The sequence below is a fragment of the Parviterribacter multiflagellatus genome (assembly GCF_056863265.1).
This window is the reverse complement of sequence record NZ_JBXPIZ010000012.1, coordinates 248,053-265,311: the sequence shown is the minus strand read 5'-3', so window position 1 is coordinate 265,311 and position 17,259 is coordinate 248,053. Positions and strand designations below refer to the sequence as shown.

19 protein-coding genes are annotated in these 17,259 nt (G+C 74.1%); 11 read left to right on the top strand and 8 right to left on the bottom strand.

The genetic code is table 11. From position 1 onward, the window contains the following. Positions 1-17 precede the first annotated feature (17 nt). Positions 18-722: an alpha/beta hydrolase family protein gene (locus AC1UE5_RS24960; RefSeq protein ID WP_482928645.1), complete on the bottom strand. Its 705-nt coding sequence runs from the start codon at positions 720-722 to the stop codon at positions 18-20. A gap of 25 nt (positions 723-747) precedes the next feature. Between AC1UE5_RS24960 and lysA the strand changes: the two genes are divergently transcribed. From lysA to thrC, 3 genes are read left to right on the top strand one after another with little or no spacing between them, the layout of a single operon-like run. Further along, positions 748-2,016: a diaminopimelate decarboxylase gene (lysA, locus tag AC1UE5_RS24955; protein WP_482928644.1), complete on the top strand. Its 1,269-nt coding sequence runs from the start codon at positions 748-750 to the stop codon at positions 2,014-2,016. Then, positions 2,013-3,239 carry a homoserine dehydrogenase gene (locus AC1UE5_RS24950; RefSeq protein WP_482928643.1) on the top strand — a complete coding sequence of 409 codons (1,227 nt, stop codon included), beginning with the start codon at positions 2,013-2,015 and terminating at the stop codon, positions 3,237-3,239. The genes lysA and AC1UE5_RS24950 overlap by 4 nt, the downstream gene beginning before the upstream one ends. 15 nt (positions 3,240-3,254) lie before the next feature. After that, on the top strand, positions 3,255-4,259 hold the full coding sequence (gene thrC / locus AC1UE5_RS24945) for a threonine synthase (protein WP_482928677.1): 1,005 nt from the start codon (positions 3,255-3,257) through the stop codon (positions 4,257-4,259). Here thrC and AC1UE5_RS24940 read toward each other — a convergent pair. Further along, complete coding sequence (locus tag AC1UE5_RS24940) at positions 4,256-5,305, bottom strand: WD40 repeat domain-containing protein (protein ID WP_482928642.1); 1,050 nt, start codon at positions 5,303-5,305, stop codon at positions 4,256-4,258. The genes thrC and AC1UE5_RS24940 overlap by 4 nt on opposite strands. Positions 5,306-5,310: 5 nt before the next feature. Continuing rightward, on the bottom strand, positions 5,311-6,384 hold the full coding sequence (locus tag AC1UE5_RS24935; protein WP_482928641.1) for a WD40 repeat domain-containing protein: 1,074 nt from the start codon (positions 6,382-6,384) through the stop codon (positions 5,311-5,313). A 60-nt stretch (positions 6,385-6,444) separates the two neighbouring features. Here AC1UE5_RS24935 and thrB point away from each other — a divergent pair, with 60 nt between their 5' ends. Next, a complete protein-coding gene (gene thrB / locus AC1UE5_RS24930) occupies positions 6,445-7,296 on the top strand; it encodes a homoserine kinase (RefSeq protein WP_482928640.1) in 852 nt (283 codons plus the stop codon). Between the two features lie 10 nt (positions 7,297-7,306). On the opposite strand, the gene AC1UE5_RS24925 is transcribed toward thrB, so the two are convergent. Next, on the bottom strand, positions 7,307-7,960 hold the full coding sequence (locus tag AC1UE5_RS24925; protein WP_482928639.1) for a hypothetical protein: 654 nt from the start codon (positions 7,958-7,960) through the stop codon (positions 7,307-7,309). A 129-nt stretch (positions 7,961-8,089) separates the two neighbouring features. Here AC1UE5_RS24925 and AC1UE5_RS24920 point away from each other — a divergent pair, with 129 nt between their 5' ends. The 3 genes from AC1UE5_RS24920 to AC1UE5_RS24910 all read left to right on the top strand — a co-directional run bounded on the left by AC1UE5_RS24920 (position 8,090) and on the right by AC1UE5_RS24910 (position 10,517). After that, complete coding sequence (locus AC1UE5_RS24920; RefSeq protein WP_482928638.1) at positions 8,090-9,772, top strand: hypothetical protein; 1,683 nt, start codon at positions 8,090-8,092, stop codon at positions 9,770-9,772. 120 nt (positions 9,773-9,892) lie between these two features. Continuing rightward, positions 9,893-10,180: a nuclear transport factor 2 family protein gene (locus AC1UE5_RS24915; RefSeq protein ID WP_482928637.1), complete on the top strand. Its 288-nt coding sequence runs from the start codon at positions 9,893-9,895 to the stop codon at positions 10,178-10,180. A 37-nt stretch (positions 10,181-10,217) separates the two neighbouring features. Continuing rightward, a complete protein-coding gene (locus AC1UE5_RS24910; RefSeq protein WP_482928636.1) occupies positions 10,218-10,517 on the top strand; it encodes a DUF192 domain-containing protein in 300 nt (99 codons plus the stop codon). Here AC1UE5_RS24910 and AC1UE5_RS24905 read toward each other — a convergent pair. The 3 genes from AC1UE5_RS24905 to AC1UE5_RS24895 are packed head-to-tail and all read right to left on the bottom strand — an operon-like array spanning position 10,507 to position 12,757. Then, a complete protein-coding gene (locus AC1UE5_RS24905; RefSeq protein ID WP_482928635.1) occupies positions 10,507-11,340 on the bottom strand; it encodes a L,D-transpeptidase family protein in 834 nt (277 codons plus the stop codon). The genes AC1UE5_RS24910 and AC1UE5_RS24905 overlap by 11 nt on opposite strands. 3 nt (positions 11,341-11,343) lie before the next feature. After that, complete coding sequence (locus AC1UE5_RS24900) at positions 11,344-12,126, bottom strand: ParA family protein (protein WP_482928634.1); 783 nt, start codon at positions 12,124-12,126, stop codon at positions 11,344-11,346. A gap of 52 nt (positions 12,127-12,178) precedes the next feature. Beyond that, positions 12,179-12,757: an FHA domain-containing protein gene (locus AC1UE5_RS24895; RefSeq protein ID WP_482928633.1), complete on the bottom strand. Its 579-nt coding sequence runs from the start codon at positions 12,755-12,757 to the stop codon at positions 12,179-12,181. 161 nt (positions 12,758-12,918) lie between these two features. On the opposite strand from AC1UE5_RS24895, the gene AC1UE5_RS24890 reads away from it, so the two are divergent. The 3 genes from AC1UE5_RS24890 to AC1UE5_RS24880 are packed head-to-tail and all read left to right on the top strand — an operon-like array spanning position 12,919 to position 14,358. Further along, positions 12,919-13,179: a hypothetical protein gene (locus AC1UE5_RS24890; RefSeq protein ID WP_482928632.1), complete on the top strand. Its 261-nt coding sequence runs from the start codon at positions 12,919-12,921 to the stop codon at positions 13,177-13,179. A gap of 50 nt (positions 13,180-13,229) precedes the next feature. Further along, on the top strand, positions 13,230-13,757 hold the full coding sequence (locus AC1UE5_RS24885; RefSeq protein WP_482928631.1) for an SRPBCC family protein: 528 nt from the start codon (positions 13,230-13,232) through the stop codon (positions 13,755-13,757). A 13-nt stretch (positions 13,758-13,770) separates the two neighbouring features. After that, positions 13,771-14,358: a hypothetical protein gene (locus tag AC1UE5_RS24880; protein ID WP_482928630.1), complete on the top strand. Its 588-nt coding sequence runs from the start codon at positions 13,771-13,773 to the stop codon at positions 14,356-14,358. On the opposite strand, the gene AC1UE5_RS24875 is transcribed toward AC1UE5_RS24880, so the two are convergent. Continuing rightward, positions 14,342-16,009 carry a penicillin-binding transpeptidase domain-containing protein gene (locus tag AC1UE5_RS24875; protein ID WP_482928629.1) on the bottom strand — a complete coding sequence of 556 codons (1,668 nt, stop codon included), beginning with the start codon at positions 16,007-16,009 and terminating at the stop codon, positions 14,342-14,344. The genes AC1UE5_RS24880 and AC1UE5_RS24875 overlap by 17 nt on opposite strands. Before the next feature lie 58 nt (positions 16,010-16,067). Here AC1UE5_RS24875 and AC1UE5_RS24870 point away from each other — a divergent pair, with 58 nt between their 5' ends. Further along, positions 16,068-17,216, top strand: a complete 1,149-nt coding sequence (locus AC1UE5_RS24870) for a MarP family serine protease (RefSeq protein WP_482928628.1) — start codon at positions 16,068-16,070, stop codon at positions 17,214-17,216. Positions 17,217-17,259: the final 43 nt, after the last annotated feature.

Sequence of the window (17,259 nt, the reverse complement as noted above, 5' to 3'; positions counted from 1 at the left end):
CACCCTCACCGGGTGAGTCAGGGTGAGGCGAGCGCCGCGCGGTGCAGCTCGCCCTGCAGGAAGCGGGCGGCGAGCGCCTGCAGCTCCGGGTCGTGCTGGATCGAGCGATGGTGGCCGCCGGGCGTCTCGACGTAGCGGGAGCCGGCCGCGGCGGCGTGCAGCGTGCGGGAGACCTCGACCGGCACCGTCTCGTCGCCCTCGGCGTGGAGCAGCATGAGCCGCGGGCCGAGCTCCGCCGCGATCCCCTCGAGCGCGCCGACGCGCGCGGCGCAGGACTCGAACCCGTCGGCGTCGCGCGCGAACGCGAACCGCCCGGGCTCGCGCAGCGCGCGGACGAGGTGCTGCGTCGGCGCCGGGCAGATCGCGACGACCGCCGCGGCGTCGACCCGCGGCGCCGCCGCGAGCGCCAGCCACCCGCCCATGGACGAGCCGCGCAGCGCGACCGGGCCGTCGGGCAGCACGGACGCGACGGACGCCACGTCCTCCACCGCGCCGGCGCCGAAGACGCCCCCGCTCTCGCCGTGGCCGCGGGCGTCGAAGCACACGGCCGCGACGCCCTGCGCACGGAGCAGCCGCGCGAAGTCGAAGTGGCTCTCCTTGCAGGAATCCGCCCCGTGCATGACGACCACGCCACCGGCGGCAGCCCCGGCGGGAAGGAACAACGCGTAGGCGAGCCCGTCGACGGTGCCGAGCGACGGAGGGTCCGGAGAGACGGTGCGCATCGCTCTTGCATACCCTCCCTCGCCGATGGCCGTCGCCTCCCAGCAGCTCTCCCACGTCTACCCGCGCGGCTCGTTCCTCGACGAGCGGGGCCGCCTCCACGTCGGGGGCTGCGACGTCCTCGACCTCGCGCGCGACTTCGGCACGCCCGCGTACATCGTCGCCGAGGACGACCTGCGCAGCCGCGCCCGCGAGATGCGCGACGCGTTCGCCCAGCTCCACCCGGGCCCGTCGCAGCTCGTGTTCGCCACCAAGGCGTTCCCCTGCACCGCCGTCCTGCGCCTCTTCGCGGAGGAGGGGCTGGGGTGCGACGTCGCGTCCGGCGGGGAGCTCGCGCTCGCGCTCAAGGCGGGCGTCGACCCGAAGAAGATCCACCTCCACGGCAACGCGAAGTCCGAGGACGAGCTGCGCGAGGCCATCGAGGCCGGCATCGGCGACGTCGTGCTCGACAACTTCGACGACCTGGCGAAGCTCGAGCGGGTCGTTCCCGAGGGCCGCAAGCAGGCCGTGCAGGTCCGCATCACGCCTGACGTCGCCGGCGACACGCACGCCGCGATCTCCACCGGCCAGGCCGACTCGAAGTTCGGGTTCGGGCTCGACGAGGCGCGCGACGCGCTGGACCGCATCGCCGCGTCCGACAAGGTCGAGCTGACCGGCCTGCACGCGCACATCGGCTCGCAGCTCCTCGCGCTCGCGCCCTTCCGGCTCGCCGTCGCCGCGATGGCCTCGCTCGGCCACTTCACGACCGTCAACCTCGGCGGCGGCCTCGGCGTCGCCTACACGCGCGAGCAGGAGCCGCCCCGCATCGCCGACTACGCCCGCGCGAAGGTCGAGGCGGTCCACGAGCACTTCGGCACCGACATCACGATCATGGACGAGCCGGGCCGCGCGCTGGTCGCCAACGGCGCGGTGACGGTGTACACGGTCCAGTCGGTCAAGCGCAACGTCTCCACCTGGGTCGGCGTCGACGGCGGCATGTCCGACAACCTGCGCCCGATGCTCTACGGCGCGCGGTACGAGGCCGAGGTCGCGGACCGCTTCGGCCACGGCACGCACTGCCACCTGGTCGGCAAGCACTGCGAGTCCGGAGACGTGATCATCTCTGCCGCCGACCTCAAGGATCCCCGGCCCGGTGACGTCGTGGTCACCCCGGCGACCGGCGGCTACGGCTACTCCATGGCGAACAACTACAACGGCCAGCCCCGCGCGCCCGTCGTCTTCGTGAAGGACGGCGACGCCCGGCTCGTGGTGCGGCGCGAGACCTACGACGACCTCCTGGCGCGCGACGTCGGATGACCCAAGACACCTTCCGGATCGGCCTGCTCGGCCACGGCACGGTCGGCAGCGCCTTCGCGGAGCTGCTGCCTGCCCGCGCCGACCACATCGCTCACACCACGGGCTCCAGGCCCGAGATCGTCGGGACGCTGACACGCTCCCGCGGCGACTTCGAGGAGATCCTCGCCAGCTCCGACCTCATCGTCGAGGTCATGGGCGGGACCGACCCGACGCGCGACTACGTGCTCCGCGCGATGCGCGCCGGCAAGCACGTCGTCACGGCCAACAAGCAGCTGCTCGCGCAGTACGGCGAGGAGCTGTGGGCGTGCGCGCGGGAGAACGGCGTGCAGCTGCGCTTCGAGGCCGCCGTCGCCGGCGTCGTGCCGGTGATCCGCGTCGTGCAGGAGTCGCTCGCGGCCGCGCACGTCGACCGCGTGCACGGCATCGTCAACGGCACCACGAACTACATCCTCAGCCAGATGGCCGCGACCGGCGCGTCCTACGCGGACGCGCTCGCCGACGCGCAGCGGCTGGGGTACGCCGAGGCCGACCCGACCGACGACGTCACCGGCCGCGACGCGGCGGCCAAGATGGCGATCCTCGCGCGGCTGGCGTTCGACACGCCGGTGCACCTCGACGACGTCCCGTACGAGGGGATCGAGCACATCACCGCCGACGACCTCGCCTACGCGCGGGATCTCGGGCTGGGGCTGAAGCTGATCGGGACCGCCGAGCGCGTGGACGGGAAGCTGTCCGTGCGCGTGCACCCGGCGTTCCTCTACGCGGGCCATCCGCTCGCCGGCGTGCATGGGCCGTACAACGCGGTGACGGTCGAGTCCGAGGCGATCACGGAGATCACGATGTCCGGCCCGGGCGCCGGCGGTCCGCAGACCGCGTCGGCCGTGCTCGGCGACGTGATCAGCGCGATGATCCCGCCGGCCTCGACGCCCGCGACGAGCCAGCAGCTGGAGATCGCCGACGACGTCGAGTCCGCGTTCTACCTGCACCTGGAGGTCGCCGACCGGCCGGGCGTGCTCGCGCAGGTCGCCCAGATCCTCGGGATGCAGGGCGCGTCGATCAAGTCGGTGGTCCAGAAGGGGCTGGGGGAGAAGGCGCGGCTGACGATGGTCGTGCACCCGCTGCTCGAGTCGCGGTTCTTCGCGGCCCGCGACCTCATCGCGCGGCTGGACTTCGTGCGGTCGACCCCCCGGGCCATCCGCGTGATCGAAGAGGAGTACAGCTAAGCCGTGCCCGGCCTGATGGAGCGGTACGCCGACCGGCTGCCGTTCGCCCCCGACGACCCGCGCATCTCGCTCAACGAGGGCTCCACGCCGCTCGTGCCCGCGCCGTACCTGTCGGAGCAGGTGGGGGCCGAGGTCTGGCTCAAGATCGAGGGCGCGAACCCCACCGGCTCGTTCAAGGACCGCGGCATGACCTGCGCGGTGTCCGCCGCCGTCCGCGAGGGCGCCGAGGCGGTCATCTGCGCGTCGACCGGCAACACCGCGGCGTCGCTGGCAGCGTACGCGGCGCGGGCCGGGCTCACCGGCGCGGTGATCGTGCCGGAGGGCAAGATCGCGACCGGCAAGCTCGCGCAGGCGCTGATGCACGGCGCGCGCGTGATCGCGCTGCGGGGCAACTTCGACGTCGCGCTCAAGCTCGTCCGCGAGCTGGCGGACAACCACCCGATCGCGCTGGTGAACTCCGTCAACGACTTCCGGCTCGAGGGCCAGAAGACCGCGGCGTTCGAGCTGGTCGAGGACCTCGACGACCGCGGCCCGGACGCGCTCTGCATCCCGGTCGGCAACGCCGGCAACGTGACCGCGTACTGGAAGGGCTTCAAGGAGGTCGGCGCGTCGCCGCGGCTCTTCGGCTTCCAGGCCGCAGGCGCCGCGCCGCTCGTGAGCGGTGCGCCGGTCGAGAACCCGGAGACGGTCGCTTCCGCCATCCGCATCGGGAACCCTGCGCGGTGGGAGGAGGCGATGGCCGCCTTCACCGAGTCGCGCGGGATGGTCCGCGCGGTCACCGACGACGAGATCCTCGGGGCCTACCGCCTGCTCGCCTCGCGCGAGGGCGTCTTCTGCGAGCCCGCCTCCGCGGCCTCCGTCGCTGGCATGCTCAAGTACGGCGTCGACGGCGCCGAGCGCGTCGCCTGCGTCCTGACCGGCCACGGCCTCAAGGACCCCCAGACCGCGCTCGAGCGCGCGGGCGCGGTGGTCCCCTGCGAGCCGGTCATGGACCAGCTCGAGGCCGCCGTCCTCGGCTAGGGCTCGCGCCCGTACGCGATCAGGCGCCCGTCGGGAGACCACGCGAGCGGCATCGCGCGGCCGTCCGCGATGGGCGCCAGGACCCGCGCCGGGGCGCCGGCGCGGGCGGCGACGACCATCAGGCCGCTGTCACCGCCGCCGTCCGCGATGGTGAACGCGATCTGCGTCCCGTCGGGCGACCAGGTCAGCTCGGAGCCGCCGAGCGCGGGCCGCGTGTCGATCGTCGTGACGCGCCGGCTCGTGGCGTCGAGCAGCAGGATCCGCGGCGTGCCGAGCGCGTCGATCGCCAGGACGTCCGCCTTCGGGGAGAAGGCGACCGGCTGGTGGCGAGACGCCTGCGCCGGGACGCGGAGCGTGCGGATCCGCCCCGACGCGACGTGCATCAGCCGGATGTGGCGATCGTTCTCGCCGGCCCACGGCAGCGCCAGCGTCCGGCCGTCGTGCGAGAACGCGGCCGGGCCGAGCGCACCGAGGCCGGCGCGGCGCGGCGGGACGTAGCGGCGGATCACGCGCCCGGTCGTCGCGTCGAGGACGCGCACCGTGTCCGGGCGGCCCCACTCGGGCGCCCGGATCGCGAACCGCGTCTCGTCGGGCGACCACGCGATGTCGAGCTCGTCCATGACGCCCGGGATCGGCAGTCGGAAGAGCTCCAGGCCGTCGGCGTCGCGGACGACGATCCCGCCCCAGCGGCGCGGGTGCCCGTCGAGCACGTCGTGCAGCTCGATGAGCCGGCCGCAGCTCGGCGCGAGCTCCGCGTCGGAGAGCCACGGGCCGCGCCGCAGGACGGTCGTGGCGAGGCCGGGCGCGACCGCGAGCAGCTCGGTCGTCGCCGGCGCGCCGCCGCCCGAGACGACCATCTCGAGTCCGCGCAGGCCCCAGCACGGGCGGGAGCCGCTCACCGTGGTGACCGGGACGGCGACCCCGGTGTTCGCGTCGACCAGGCTCACCCCCTCCGCGGCGTGGGCGGCGGGGGCGAGGGTGGCGGGCGCGAGCGTGGCGGTGGCGATCGCCGCGAGCGCGGCGGCCAAGCAGGAGCGGAGGCGCATGCGGGCTACCGGCGGACGACGAGGACGGAGCGGCTGTCGGGGGTCCACATCAGACGGGAGAGCAGCTCGGTCCAGGCCGGCAGGCGGGACGTGCGCGGGCGCGCGTCCGTGGCGGCTGCGATCACGCCGATGGCCTTCCGTGACTCGTCGGAGCCGTAGAGCGTGGTCGCGATGGACCGGCCGTCGGGCGACCACACGGGGCCGCCGAGCCCGGCGCTCGCGTCGGAGAACGGCTCGAGCGGCTGCCCGGCGCCGGTGAGCGGATCGAGCAGGTGGAGCTGCGTCTCGGCGTGGAGGGCCGCGATGCGCGACCCGTCCGGCGACCACGCCGGCACGTCCCACTTGCCCTCGTACAGGCGAGCGTCCGGCTCGTCGGCGCGCAGGACGCGGACCTCGCCGGTCGCGACGTCCAGGATCCGCAGGCCTCCCGCTTCGCCGGTCCCGTAGACGACCTGCGTCCCGTCGGGCGAGAACGCCTGGGAGGTGACCTGGGGCGCGAACGGGCGCGACGCATCGGCGGCGCGGGCCAGCTCCCGACCGGTCGCCACCTCCACCACCACGAGCTCGCCGCGGGGGAAGGGGCTGGTGGGGTCCTTCTCCTGCACCGTCGCGACGCGCGTGCCGTCCCTCGACCAGGCCGACGGCACCTGCGGGACGTCCGGTCCCAGCCGGAGCCCGGCGGGCGTCCGCAGCCCGAACGGCCCGTCGCTCCCGCCGCTGCCGCGGACCGGCCACTCGGCCGCCCCGGCGCAACCGGCGGTGAGCTCGGTGTAGCGCAGACGGCGCGTGCCGGCGTGGAGCGGCAGCAGCGCTCCGCTCGCGGTGCGGCGGACGTATCGGACCGCGTCGCGACGCGGCCCGAGGGCCAGCTGCAGCCGCCCGTCCGCGCCGAGGCACCAGCTCATCCCGGTGTTCGGGAGCCGGCCGAGCTTCGCGATGCGGCCATCGGCGGCGGTGAGGCGCAGCAGCGCGAGCGGCGGCTGCTCGCGCGGGGCGGCGGAGGCGGGCGCGGACGCGGTGAGGGCGAGGGTGGCGGGGAGGACGGCGAGGGCGAGGACGGCGGCGGCGAGGCGGGGCATCGAGGTTCCTTGTCGGCGCGCGCGACGCGACCCTTGATGGGCGTCTAGGCTCCTCCGCCGATGAACCGCCGCCGCCTCGTCAGGGTCCCCGCCTCGTCCGCCAACCTCGGGCCGGGGTTCGACGCGTTCGCGGCCGCGCTGGCGCTGCACCTGGAGGTCGAGGTGGAGGAGACCGGGACGTTCGCGGTCGAGACCGACCTCGACGTGCCGAAGGACAAGTCGAACCTGCTCGTGCGGTCGTTCGAGACGCTGCACAGCGCCGACGGGTTCACGTTCCGCGTGACGTCGAAGGTGCCGATGAGCGGCGGGATGGGGTCGAGCGCGTCGGCGATCGTCGCCGGGCTCGTCGCGGCCGACCACCTGTTCGAGCTGGACGCCGACGTCTTCGCGCTGGCGAGCGAGATCGAGGGGCACCCCGACAACATCGGCGCGGCGCTGCACGGCGGCATCGTCGTGTGCGCGGACGGGCAGGTGACGCGGATCGAGCCGCCGCCGAACCTCGAGGCGGTCATCGTCGTGCCGTACGAGCCGGTGCGGACCGAGCTGGCGCGTGCCGCGCTCCCGCGCGAGGTGCCGATGGCCGACGCGGTCTACAACACCGCCCACGCGGCGCTGCTCATGCTCGGGCTCGCGCAGGGCGACCTCGACCTGCTCGCCCGCGGGCTCGGCGACCGGCTCCACCAGCCGCACCGCGCGCACCTGTTCCCGCGCAGCGCGGAGCTCGTCGCGGACGCGCGCGACCTCGGCGCGATCGGCGCGACGATCTCCGGCGCGGGGCCGACCGTCCTCGTGTGGTGCCACTACGAGCGCACGGGCGGCGTCGTCGACCAGCTCCGCCGCCGCTGCGAGGGGTGGGCCGACGTCCTGCGCGCGCCGTTCGAGCCGACCGGCGCCGACGTCCGCGAGCTCTGAGCGGCGCTCGTCAGGCGCCCTGCGTCGTGCTCGCGCCGGGCTGCCGTGCGCACGTGTCGTCGCGCCACGCGCCGTCCTCGCGCACGTAGTAGTAGTCCGAGAAGCCCATCTCCTTCGGCGCGCTGACCTTCGCGACGCCCTTGCCGCTCGCGGTGACGACCCAGCCGTCCGGCGTCGAGAGCTTCTCGAGGATCGACTTCAGCCGCTTCTGGTCGGCCTTCTTGGTCATCATCTCGAAGGCGGCGGCCATCTGCTCGACCGACGCCTTCGTCACCTGCTTGCCGCACCGCTCGGTGACCAGCCGCTTGACGGTCGGGTAGTCGCCCTCGAGCTGGGCGCGCAGGCTCGCCGCGGCGGCCTCGGCGGCGCCGTCGAGGCTGCTGTCCGTGCCCGCGGCCCCGGCCTCGGCGGGCTTCTCGGCCTCCGGCTCCTGCTGCTCCGCGGGCGCCTGCTCCTCCGTGGTCTCCGCGGGCGGGGCCTGCTCCTCGGCCGGCGGCGCCTGCTCCTCGGCGGCAGGTGGCGTCGTCGTGGCGGCCGGTGGCGCCGTCGTCGCGGGCGCGGCCGCACGGTCTTCGCCGTCATCCCCGCATCCGGCGAGGAGCAGGGCGGCGAGCAGCGGCACGGCGGAGGCACGAACGGCGGGACGGGACAGGACTCTGAGCATCCGGACACTCTGATGTACCTGGCAGTGCCGGTCAAGTCCGGTTCACCGGTGAGGCCGGTCGCTCCGAGGCCCGCCGAACCTGGCGTGTTCGGACTGCGAAGTGGGACGGGAGCGGTCGACATATCGGGCGTGCGCCGTTCCACCGCCTTCCTGACCGTCGCCGCGCTCGCGGCCGCGCTGTCCGCCCCGAGCCCCGCTGCCGCCGCGTCCCCGACCGAGCCGCAGCTGACGATCTACGCCGGCAACGGCACGAAGGGGATCCCGGTCCCCGGCCCCGCGCTCGCCTCGCCGCGGAACACGACCTCCGCGCTGGACGTGACCTCCGACGGCACGCTCTACGCGCTCGACTCCGTCAACGGCGTCGTCGAGCGGATCACCACCGACGGGCAGGTCTCGATCGTCGCCGGCAACGGCACCGCGGACCCGTTCACGCCCGGCCCGGCGACAAGCTCCGGCCTCGGCGGGCAGAGCTTCGACCTCGCGGCGCGGGACGACGGCACGCTCTACATCGCCGACTGGATCACGGGCCGGATCGCCAAGGTCGCGCCCGACGGCCAGCTGTCGCTGTTCGCCGGCAACGGCACGAACGCGTTCCCGGTCGACGGGCCGGCGCTGGCGTCGCCGCTCGGTCGCGTCCTCGGCCTGGACACCGATGCCGCCGGCAACGTCTACTTCGGCCTGCAGGACCTGCGCGTCGTCGTGAAGGTCACGCCGGACGGCCAGCTGACCCGGATCGCCGGCTCGGGCGACGGCGGGCCGATCATCGAGGGGCCGGCGCGGTCGACGGACCTCGTCCCGCGCGGCGGCACCGTGCTGCCCGACGGCACGTACTACGTCACGAACGGCGTCCCGATGGTCGGGCGCATCAAGGACGGGGAGATCGACATCGTCGACACGACGATCTCCACGCCCGTCGGCGCGAGCCACGACGAGGACGGCAACGTCTACATCGCTTCCAACGCCGGCGCGCGCATCACGCGGATCGCCCACGACGGCTCGTCGCCGACGCCGATCGCCGGCGACATGACGAACGGCCTGTTCTCGTTCACGCCGGGCGACCCGCTGCTCAGCAGCTTCTTCTCGACCGTCGTGGCGACCGACCCGAGCGGCGTCTCGTACACCGTCGACTGGTCCGCGCAGATCGGCCGCATCGGGATCGCCGTCCCGAGCCGCCCGCGTGACGTGCAGGTCACCGACGTCGGCGGCGCCACGACGGTCACGTTCCGGCCGCCGTCCAACCCCGGCCTGACGCCGATCACCGGCTACGAGGTCAGCACGGATGGGGGAGCGACGTGGAGCGCGTTCGAGACGACCGCCGTCGCCGGCGGCCGTCGCTCAGGGACCGTCCGGGGCCTCGCGGTCGGCCGGCACGACGTCCTCGTCCGCGCGGTCAACGGCGCGGGCTCCGGGCTGACGCCGGTGGCCCCGCAGGCGGTGACCGTGACGCCCGCCGCGACGCCGCAGACCGGCACCGCCACGGCGGGCACGACGACCGCGACGGCGGGCACCCCGGCGGCCGCGCCGCGCACGTGCCGCTCGATCCGCCGCGTCAGGCTCAGCTGGCGCGTCCCGGCCCGGACGCGCGTGCGTTCGATCGCGGTCACCGTCGACGGCAAGCGCGTCCGGACCCTCCGCGGCGCCACGCGCTCGGCCACCGTCGCGCTCGCCCCGCGCATCCCGCGCCGCTCCAAGGTCCGCATCGTCGCGACGACGGCGAACGGCAGGAAGCTCGCGGCGACGCGCACCTACCGCCTGTGCGCGCCGCGGGCCGCGAAGGCGCTGCGCACGACCGCGCTGAAGCGCGTCCGGTAGCCCGCGGCAGCGGCGCGCCTAGCCTCGGGCGCATGACCGACGTGCATCCCGCCCTGCTCGCGCACCTGCGCGCCGTCACCGAGGACGTCCCGCGCCTGGGACGTGTGGGCGCCCGACGGCGTGCTCGAGTTCCCCTACGCGACGCCGGACATGACCGGGCGGATCGACGGGGTCGAGGCGCTGGTGGCGTTCTTCGACGGGCCGCGCCGGTGGGGCGGCTGGCGGTTCGAGGTCGGCCGCGCCGTGGTCGACGAGGTCCAGCGCCTGCACGTCGCCGAGATCCACGCCGAGGCGGTGTGGGTCGAGACGGGACGCCCGTACGTGCAGGACTACGTGGTCTGGATGCAGCTCGACGCCGCCGGGCGCATCGTCCTCTGGCGCGAGTACTGGGACAAGTCGCGCGTGTGAGGGGCGAGGCGGCGCCGGCGCGGGGCTGCGGGGCGGCATGGAGATCTCGATCCGCCTCGCCGTCACGCCTTTCGCCCGCCTGCGCGGGCTGCTCGGCCACGGCGCGCCCCCGTCGCACGGGCTGCTGATCGCGCCCGCGCGCAGCGTCCACACGTTCGGGATGCGGTTCCCGATCGACGTCGTCCTGCTCGACCGCGACCTCACCGTCCTGCGCGTCGCCCGCGCGGTGCCGCCGCGGCGGGTGGTCGGGGCGCGCGGGGCGCGGGCGGTGCTGGAGCTGCCCGCGGGCGCTGCCGCCGGCCTGCGGGCCGGCGCGCGGCTGGCCGTCAGGCCTTGACGGTGACGCGGGTCCCGAGGTGGATCCGCTTGATGAGCCGCTTCATCATCGTGTCGCGCACGGTCATGCAGCCGGTCGTCGTGCGGATGCCGACCCGCCACGAGGGGCCGCCGTGGAACGCGATGCGGTCGCCGCCGGCCCAGCCCTGCGGCAGGTTCGGCTGGCGCGCGGTGATCGCGAGGATGCAGCAGCCGTAGGGGCCGAAGCCCTTCAGCGAGTCGGTGATCGCGAACCGGCCGACCGGCGTCTTGTGGTCCGGTCGGCCGACGCCGACCTGGAACTGCGTCACGACCTTGCCGTCCTTCAGCACGGTCGCGCGCAGCTTCGCGCGGTTGACGACGATCTCGTACGGCCGCTTCTCGAGCCGCGCGTCGTCCTCGTGGATCCACCCGGCCTTGCCGTCCGCGACCGACTGGTGGAGCACGCCGAGCCACTCGCCCTTGCGCGCCACGACCGCCAGCTCCTGCTTGGAGCCGAACTTCGTCCGCGTCCGCAGCATCGTCACGACCTTGCCGTTCTCCGACGGGGTGCGGCGCAGCTCGGTCCGCTTCAGGACGACCGCGCCGAGCCGCCGCACGGGGGTGACGGCGTCCGGGGCGGCGTCGGGCGGCGTGGCACCAGTCGTCTCCGTGCCCGTGTCCGTGCCCGTGGTGTCCGCGCCGTCCGCGCCCGGCGGCGTCGCGCTCAGGACGCTCGTCACCTTCGCGACGTCGACCGATGGCAGCGCGGCCTTCGACGCGTCGTCGTCGCCCGCCGTCGCCGCGAGCACCAGCACGACCGTGGCGAGCACGGCCCCGGCGGCTCCGATGATCCAGGCGCGCATGGCCTACGCGGCGCCGCGCAGCGGCTTGAGCTTGCGCCGGACGTCGTTGCGCCCGAGCCGGCGGAGGACCTCGTCGGCGAGCGCGACGTAGTCCTCACCCAGGTCGGGCCGGTGGTCGAGGATCGAGACCGCGCGCTCGGCGGACTCGGCGTACGCGATCGAGGAGCGGATCGTCGCCTCGAACAGCTTGTCGCCGAACTCCTCCTGCAGCGTCTTGTACGCGTCGCGCGAGTGCACGGTGCGCATGTCGGCGATGTTGAAGACGACGCCGAGCCACTTCAGGTCGGGGTTGAGGCTGTCCTTGGCGAGCTCGATGACCTCGAGCGCCTGCTCGACGCCCTGCATCGCGAAGTACTGCGCCTCGGCCGTCAGCATCGCCCAGTCGGCGGCCACGAGCGCGTTCACCGTCAGCAGCCCGAGCGTGGGCGGGCAGTCGAGCAGCACGACGTCGTAGTCGCCCTTCACGTCCTTGAGGGCGCGCTTGAGCGTCAGCTCACGGCCCATCTTGCCGGCGAGCGCCAGCTCGGCCTCGGCGAGCGAGAGGTTCGCGGGGAGGACCCCGCCGTGGACGGCCTTCTTCGCCTTCGCCCGCCCGGTGAGCACGTCGCCGACGGTCGGCGTTGCCTCGGGATCGACGTCGAAGTAGTCCGACAGGTTGCCCTGCGGATCGAGGTCGACCGCGAGCACGCGAAGCCCGACGCGCTGGAACACGTCCGTGAGGGTGCGCACGGTCGTCGTCTTGCCCGTGCCGCCCTTCTGCGAGAGGACTGCGATCGTCTCGGCCACGCGGCGACCGGACTCTACCGGGCGCCGCGGACCGACACGACGTGACCGTCTCTCAGCTCGCGGCCTCGTAGGTGGCGGTGATGCGCTCGGCATCCTCCGCCCCGACGGCGACGAACGCGAGCCTGTACCGGCCGACGACGATCTCATCGCCGTCGTGCAGCTCACGCCACTCGACGCGCTCGCCGTTGACGAACACGCCGTTGAGCGACCGGTCGTCGAGCACGCGGACCCCGTCCGCCTGCCGGACGATCAGCGCATGGCGGCGGGAGACGGTGGGATCGTCGAACCGGACGTCCGCCGCGAGGCTCCGTCCGACCCGCGTCCACTCGCGCTCCAGCGCGATCGACTCCGTGCCGCCGTCACGCTCGAAGACCAGGTACTGACCGGGCTCGCCGAGTCCCTCTCGCGCCTCGGCCAGCCAGGCTTCCCGTTCCTCGGGCGTGCGTTCGTCCCCAGCGCTGCCGCGGTGGAACCGCGGTCCGCTGAAGAGGGAGGCCCGCGCGTAGTTGCGACTGCCGCAGCTCGGGCACTCCGGGAGCGCGTCCGCCGCGGCCAGGGTGACCACGTACCCGCACTCCTCGCATCGGAACGAGCCCGTCCCCGCGAGCGTTCCCGACGTCAGTGACTCCATCCCCTTCAATGCTCCTCTCGGCACCGCCGTGCCTCCGGATGCTCCCGGTCGGGCACGATACCAGTGTCACGAAGTCCCGCCAGGGGTCTGGACGGTTCGGCGGCGCTGGTTTCGAACCGTCAGCAGGGAGGACGTCGCGAACCGCTCGCGAACCTCCCTCCATGCCCCGCGTGCTGCCCACCCTGCTCCCGTCGGATCTCGAGAAGCGGCTCCTCCGCAAGGGCGTCGGCGCCCTGGCGACCGAGCGCGAGACGTGCTCGGACTGCGGCCGCACGCCGCTGTACGGCGAGCACCTGCACCGCTACGGGGCCAAGCCCGTCTGCGAGCTGTGCAGCGCGCTGCGCCGCGAGCTCCCGGACGCCGTCGAGCGCGTCCACCACTGCGAGCACGGCCACACCGTCAAGATCCTCCGCGCGGCCTAGCGACCCACCGCGCCGCGCCTCGCGCGCGTGCGGCCTACCATGGGGGTGCCTTGGATCCTGTCACCTCCACCGTCACGATCGACCGGCCCGCGACCGAGGTCTACGACTACCTCTACGACGTCGCGAACCACGCCGAGTTCACCGATCACTACCTGAAGGACTTCCGCCTCACGCGGGAGGACACCCTCGGGGTCGGCGCGGGCGCGCGCTTCCGCGTCGACGCGCCGCTGCACCGCTTCAGCTGGGCCGACGTCACGACCGTCGAGGCCGTCCGTCCGCGCCGCATCGTCCAGCGCGGCCGCACCGGCAAGTTCAACCGCAACCGCGTGGTCACGACGTACACGATCGAGTCGCTCGGCCATGGCTCCACGAGCGTGAAGCTGGCGACGGAGACCGAGACGCCGAAGCTGCCGTCGGACCGCCTGCTCGGGCTGATCGCCCGCGGGTGGTACAAGCGCAACCAGAAGAAGGCCCTCCGCCGCCTGCGCTCGATCCTCGAGGAGAACCGCAAGCGCGGCGCTCGCGCGACGATCGCCGCCGGCGGCGCGCGGAAGCCTGCTTCCCAGTTCAGGTTGTAGGGTTCGCCGCCGCATGAAGTCCTCACGCATCCCTGTCGCCCTGCTCAGCGCTGTCGCCGCGCTCACGCTCGCGGCGTGCGGCAACAAGCACGATCCCGACGAGGTCACCGGTCAGCGCATCAGCGGTGCGGAGACCGAGGGCATCTACATCGACGTCGACGCGCTCAAGTACCAGGTCCAGAACTCCAAGCAGCTCAACCCCGGCATCCCCGAGGACGAGGACTACCTGGAGGGCGTCGCGCCGCTCGATCTCCAGCTGGCCGACGACGAGGTCTGGTTCGCGGTGATGATGCGCGTCGAGAACGACGATCCGGACCGCGCTCCCGTCATGAGCACCGACGACTTCGAGATCGTCGACTCGCAGGAGAACCGGTACGAGCCGATCGAGCTCGAGGATTCGAACAACTTCGCGTACCGCGCGGCCGAGGTGCCGGGCGGCGACACGTACCCGCTGATCAACAGCACCCCGGGCGAGCGTCCGCCGTACGGCTCGCTCATCCTCTTCAAGCTGAAGCGCGAGTCGCTGGGCAACCGCCCGCTCGAGCTCCACGTGAAGAGCGAGATCTCCGAGCAGGAAGGCGAGATCAACCTCGACGTCTGAGCGCGGCCTCGAGCACGGTGCGCGCCGCAGGCGCCGCCGTCTCGCCGCCCGCGCCGGACTCGACGAGCAGCACGCCCACGGCGGTCCGCGGATCGCCGGCGGGCGCGTAGCTCGCGAACCACGCGTCGGTGTTGCGGGGGTCGTACTCGGGAGCGGGTGCGACCTCCTGCCCCTCGGTCCCGGGCAACGGCTCCGGGGCCACCGTCGAGCGCAGCTCCGCCGTCCCGGTCTTGCCGGCCACGGCCACGCCCGGGATCGCGGCCGCGCCGCCCGTCCCGTCCTTGACGACCTGCCGCATCGCGCGGCCCACCGTCTTCGCCGTCCGCTCGGGCATGACGCGCTTGCGCGCGCCCTGGTCGCCGGCCAGCATCGTCGGCGTGACGCGCACGCCGCGCTCGGCCACCGTCGCCGCGACGATCGCCATCTGCAGCGCGGTCGCCTGCACGCGGCCCTGACCGATCGCGGACGAGCCGACCGCGAGGTCGTCGCCGATCTCGTCGGGCTTGGGGATCGTGCTCGTCGCCGCACCGTCGATGCCGGGCGGCTGGTTGAACCCGAACTCCTCCGCCGCCGCTACCAGGCGCTTGGCGCCCATCTGCGCGCCCAGCGGTGCGAACACGCTGTTGCACGAGTGGGCGAACGAGGCCATCAGCGTCCCGCCGCACGACTCGCCGTTGGCGTTCTCGATCTTGACGCCCTCGAGCGTCGTGAACGTCTCGACCGGATAGCCCTTGCTCGGGGAGGTGATCTTCTCCTCCAGCGCGCCGGTCAGCGTGATGATCTTGAACGTGGAGCCGGGCGGCTGGAGGCCGCTGAGCCCGATGCCCGCGGCCGCCTCGACCTCGCCGGTGCGCGGATCCATCGCGACGACGCCGCCGACCCGCCCGGCGATGGCCTGCACGGCGGCGCGCTGGACGCGCGGGACGATCGAGGAGCGCACGGCCTCGGCGCGGCGCGGGGCCGCGACGGCCAGGACGCGCGAGCCGGCGCGCAGCTCGCCGCCGGGCTTGCCGCGCAGCTCATCGTCGAGCGCGCGCTCCAGCCCGCTGACGCCCACCTGGGCGTCGGCCGGGACGCCCTCGCGACGCAGCTCGAGCTTGCGCTCCTCCGGGATCGGGCCCAGGTCGCCGCGGATCGACGCGGCCAGCTCGGCGTCCTCGGGCGTGCGGTCGTCGCCCTTGGCGAGCACGGTCCCGTCGGCGGCGAGCAGCGTCGCGCGGGTGGGCAGACGAGTCGAGCGCTCCAGCGCCTCGCCCTCGCGGACGCCGGGGAAGGCCAGGTTCGGCTCCCAGTCGACGCGCGCCTCGCCGTCCTCCTCGACGAACGGCACGTCGAGCGTCGTCGTGACCGGGCCGAAGACGCGGGTCTCGACGCGCATCGGGACGGCGACCACGTCGTCCTGCGGCTCGCGCGCCTCGCCCGTGGCGCGCACGCGCTGCGCCGTCGCGGTGGCGGCCGCCTTGGTGTGGGCGTCGCGGAACGCGCCGAGGCTCGTCTCGGACTTGGCTGCGTCGCTCAGCATCCCGTACATCGCGGCGTAGTCGCCGCGCTGCCAGGCCGCCGCGTACCGCTCCGCCGCCTGCTGCTCGGCGGGCCGGTGGCCGGCGCCCACCACCACGCCGCCGCCGAACGCGACGCCCGCCGCGACCATGAGCGGAAGACCGTGGCGCTGGAGCGCACGGCGCCTGGGGGAGTACCTTGCCCCCCGCGTGACGGGCCTCGACTGGATCATCCTCGCGTTCGTTGCTCTGCTTGCGCTCTACGGGTACGGACAGGGGTTCGTCGTCGGCGCGCTGTCCCTTGCAGGATTCGCGCTCGGCGGACTGATCGGCAGTCGTGTCGGTCCCCTGGTCCTGGAAGAAGGGTCGCGCTCACCCTACGCACCGCTGACCGCGCTCATCGGCGCGGTGCTCGGAGGGACGCTGCTGGCGATCGGGCTGGAGGGCATCGGGCGGCGGGTGCGGCGGTGGCTCGACGTCCCCGTGCTGGGGACGCTCGACGGGGTGCTGGGCGCGCTGCTGAGCGGGGCGGTCGGGCTGGGGCTGGCGTGGCTGATCGGGGCGGTGGCGCTGCAGATGCCGGGGACCCGCGAGCTGCGTGGCGAGATCCAGCGCTCGGAGATCCTCTCCCGGCTGAACGACGTGCTGCCGCCGAGCGGCCCGGTCCTCAACGCGCTCGCGCGGTTCGATCCGTTCCCCTCCATCGCCGGGCCGGACGCCGACGTGGCCCCGCCCCGAGCGGCGATCGCGCGCGACCCGCAGGTCGCCGCCGCGGCCGCCAGCGTCGTGCGGATCCAGGGTACGGCCTGCGGCCTGGGCGTGGAAGGTTCAGGGTGGGTCGTCGCGCCAGGCGTGGTGGTGACCAACGCGCACGTCGTCGCCGGACAGGACGACACGATCGTGCAGGAGCGCGGCGAGGGGGAAGAGCTGCACGGCGTCGCGGTGGCGTTCGACCCGCGCAACGACGTCGCCGTCCTGCGCGTGGAGGGCCTCGACGCACCGGCCTTGCGCGTGGTGGACACGCCCGAGTCGGGGACCGCCGGCGCGATCCTCGGCTTCCCCGAGAACGGGCCGTACGACGTCCGCGCGGCCCGCATCGGCGCGACCCGCACCGTCCTGTCGCAGGACGCCTACGGCAACGGCCCGCTCCAGCGCTCCATGACCTCGCTGCGCGGCCTCGTCCGGCCCGGCAACTCCGGCGGCCCGGTCGTCGACGGCTCCGGCCGCGTGCTCACCACCGTCTTCGCCGCCAAGACCTCCGCGGGCCCCCGCGGCGGCTACGGGGTGCCGAACGAGGTCGTCACCGACGCGGTCGAGGGCGCCGTGGGGCCGGTGAGCACCGGCCCGTGCGCGGGTTGAGGCAGCCCGTCGCGAAGGCGTCGCAGGGCCCCCGCTAGGCTCC

Excerpts from the sequence above, each read along its gene's own strand:
- AC1UE5_RS24960 (WP_482928645.1), bottom strand. The coding sequence starts at position 722 with ATGCGCACCGTCTCTCCGGACCCTCCGTCGCTCGGCACCGTCGACGGG.
- lysA (WP_482928644.1), top strand. The coding sequence starts at position 748 with ATGGCCGTCGCCTCCCAGCAGCTCTCCCACGTCTACCCGCGCGGCTCG.
- AC1UE5_RS24950 (WP_482928643.1), top strand. The coding sequence starts at position 2,013 with ATGACCCAAGACACCTTCCGGATCGGCCTGCTCGGCCACGGCACGGTC.
- thrC (WP_482928677.1), top strand. The coding sequence starts at position 3,255 with ATGGAGCGGTACGCCGACCGGCTGCCGTTCGCCCCCGACGACCCGCGC.
- AC1UE5_RS24940 (WP_482928642.1), bottom strand. The coding sequence starts at position 5,305 with ATGCGCCTCCGCTCCTGCTTGGCCGCCGCGCTCGCGGCGATCGCCACC.
- AC1UE5_RS24935 (WP_482928641.1), bottom strand. The coding sequence starts at position 6,384 with ATGCCCCGCCTCGCCGCCGCCGTCCTCGCCCTCGCCGTCCTCCCCGCC.
- thrB (WP_482928640.1), top strand. The coding sequence starts at position 6,445 with ATGAACCGCCGCCGCCTCGTCAGGGTCCCCGCCTCGTCCGCCAACCTC.
- AC1UE5_RS24925 (WP_482928639.1), bottom strand. The coding sequence starts at position 7,960 with ATGCTCAGAGTCCTGTCCCGTCCCGCCGTTCGTGCCTCCGCCGTGCCG.
- AC1UE5_RS24910 (WP_482928636.1), top strand. The coding sequence starts at position 10,218 with ATGGAGATCTCGATCCGCCTCGCCGTCACGCCTTTCGCCCGCCTGCGC.
- AC1UE5_RS24905 (WP_482928635.1), bottom strand. The coding sequence starts at position 11,340 with ATGCGCGCCTGGATCATCGGAGCCGCCGGGGCCGTGCTCGCCACGGTC.
- AC1UE5_RS24895 (WP_482928633.1), bottom strand. The coding sequence starts at position 12,757 with ATGGAGTCACTGACGTCGGGAACGCTCGCGGGGACGGGCTCGTTCCGA.
- AC1UE5_RS24890 (WP_482928632.1), top strand. The coding sequence starts at position 12,919 with ATGCCCCGCGTGCTGCCCACCCTGCTCCCGTCGGATCTCGAGAAGCGG.
- AC1UE5_RS24880 (WP_482928630.1), top strand. The coding sequence starts at position 13,771 with ATGAAGTCCTCACGCATCCCTGTCGCCCTGCTCAGCGCTGTCGCCGCG.
- AC1UE5_RS24875 (WP_482928629.1), bottom strand. The coding sequence starts at position 16,009 with ATGGTCGCGGCGGGCGTCGCGTTCGGCGGCGGCGTGGTGGTGGGCGCC.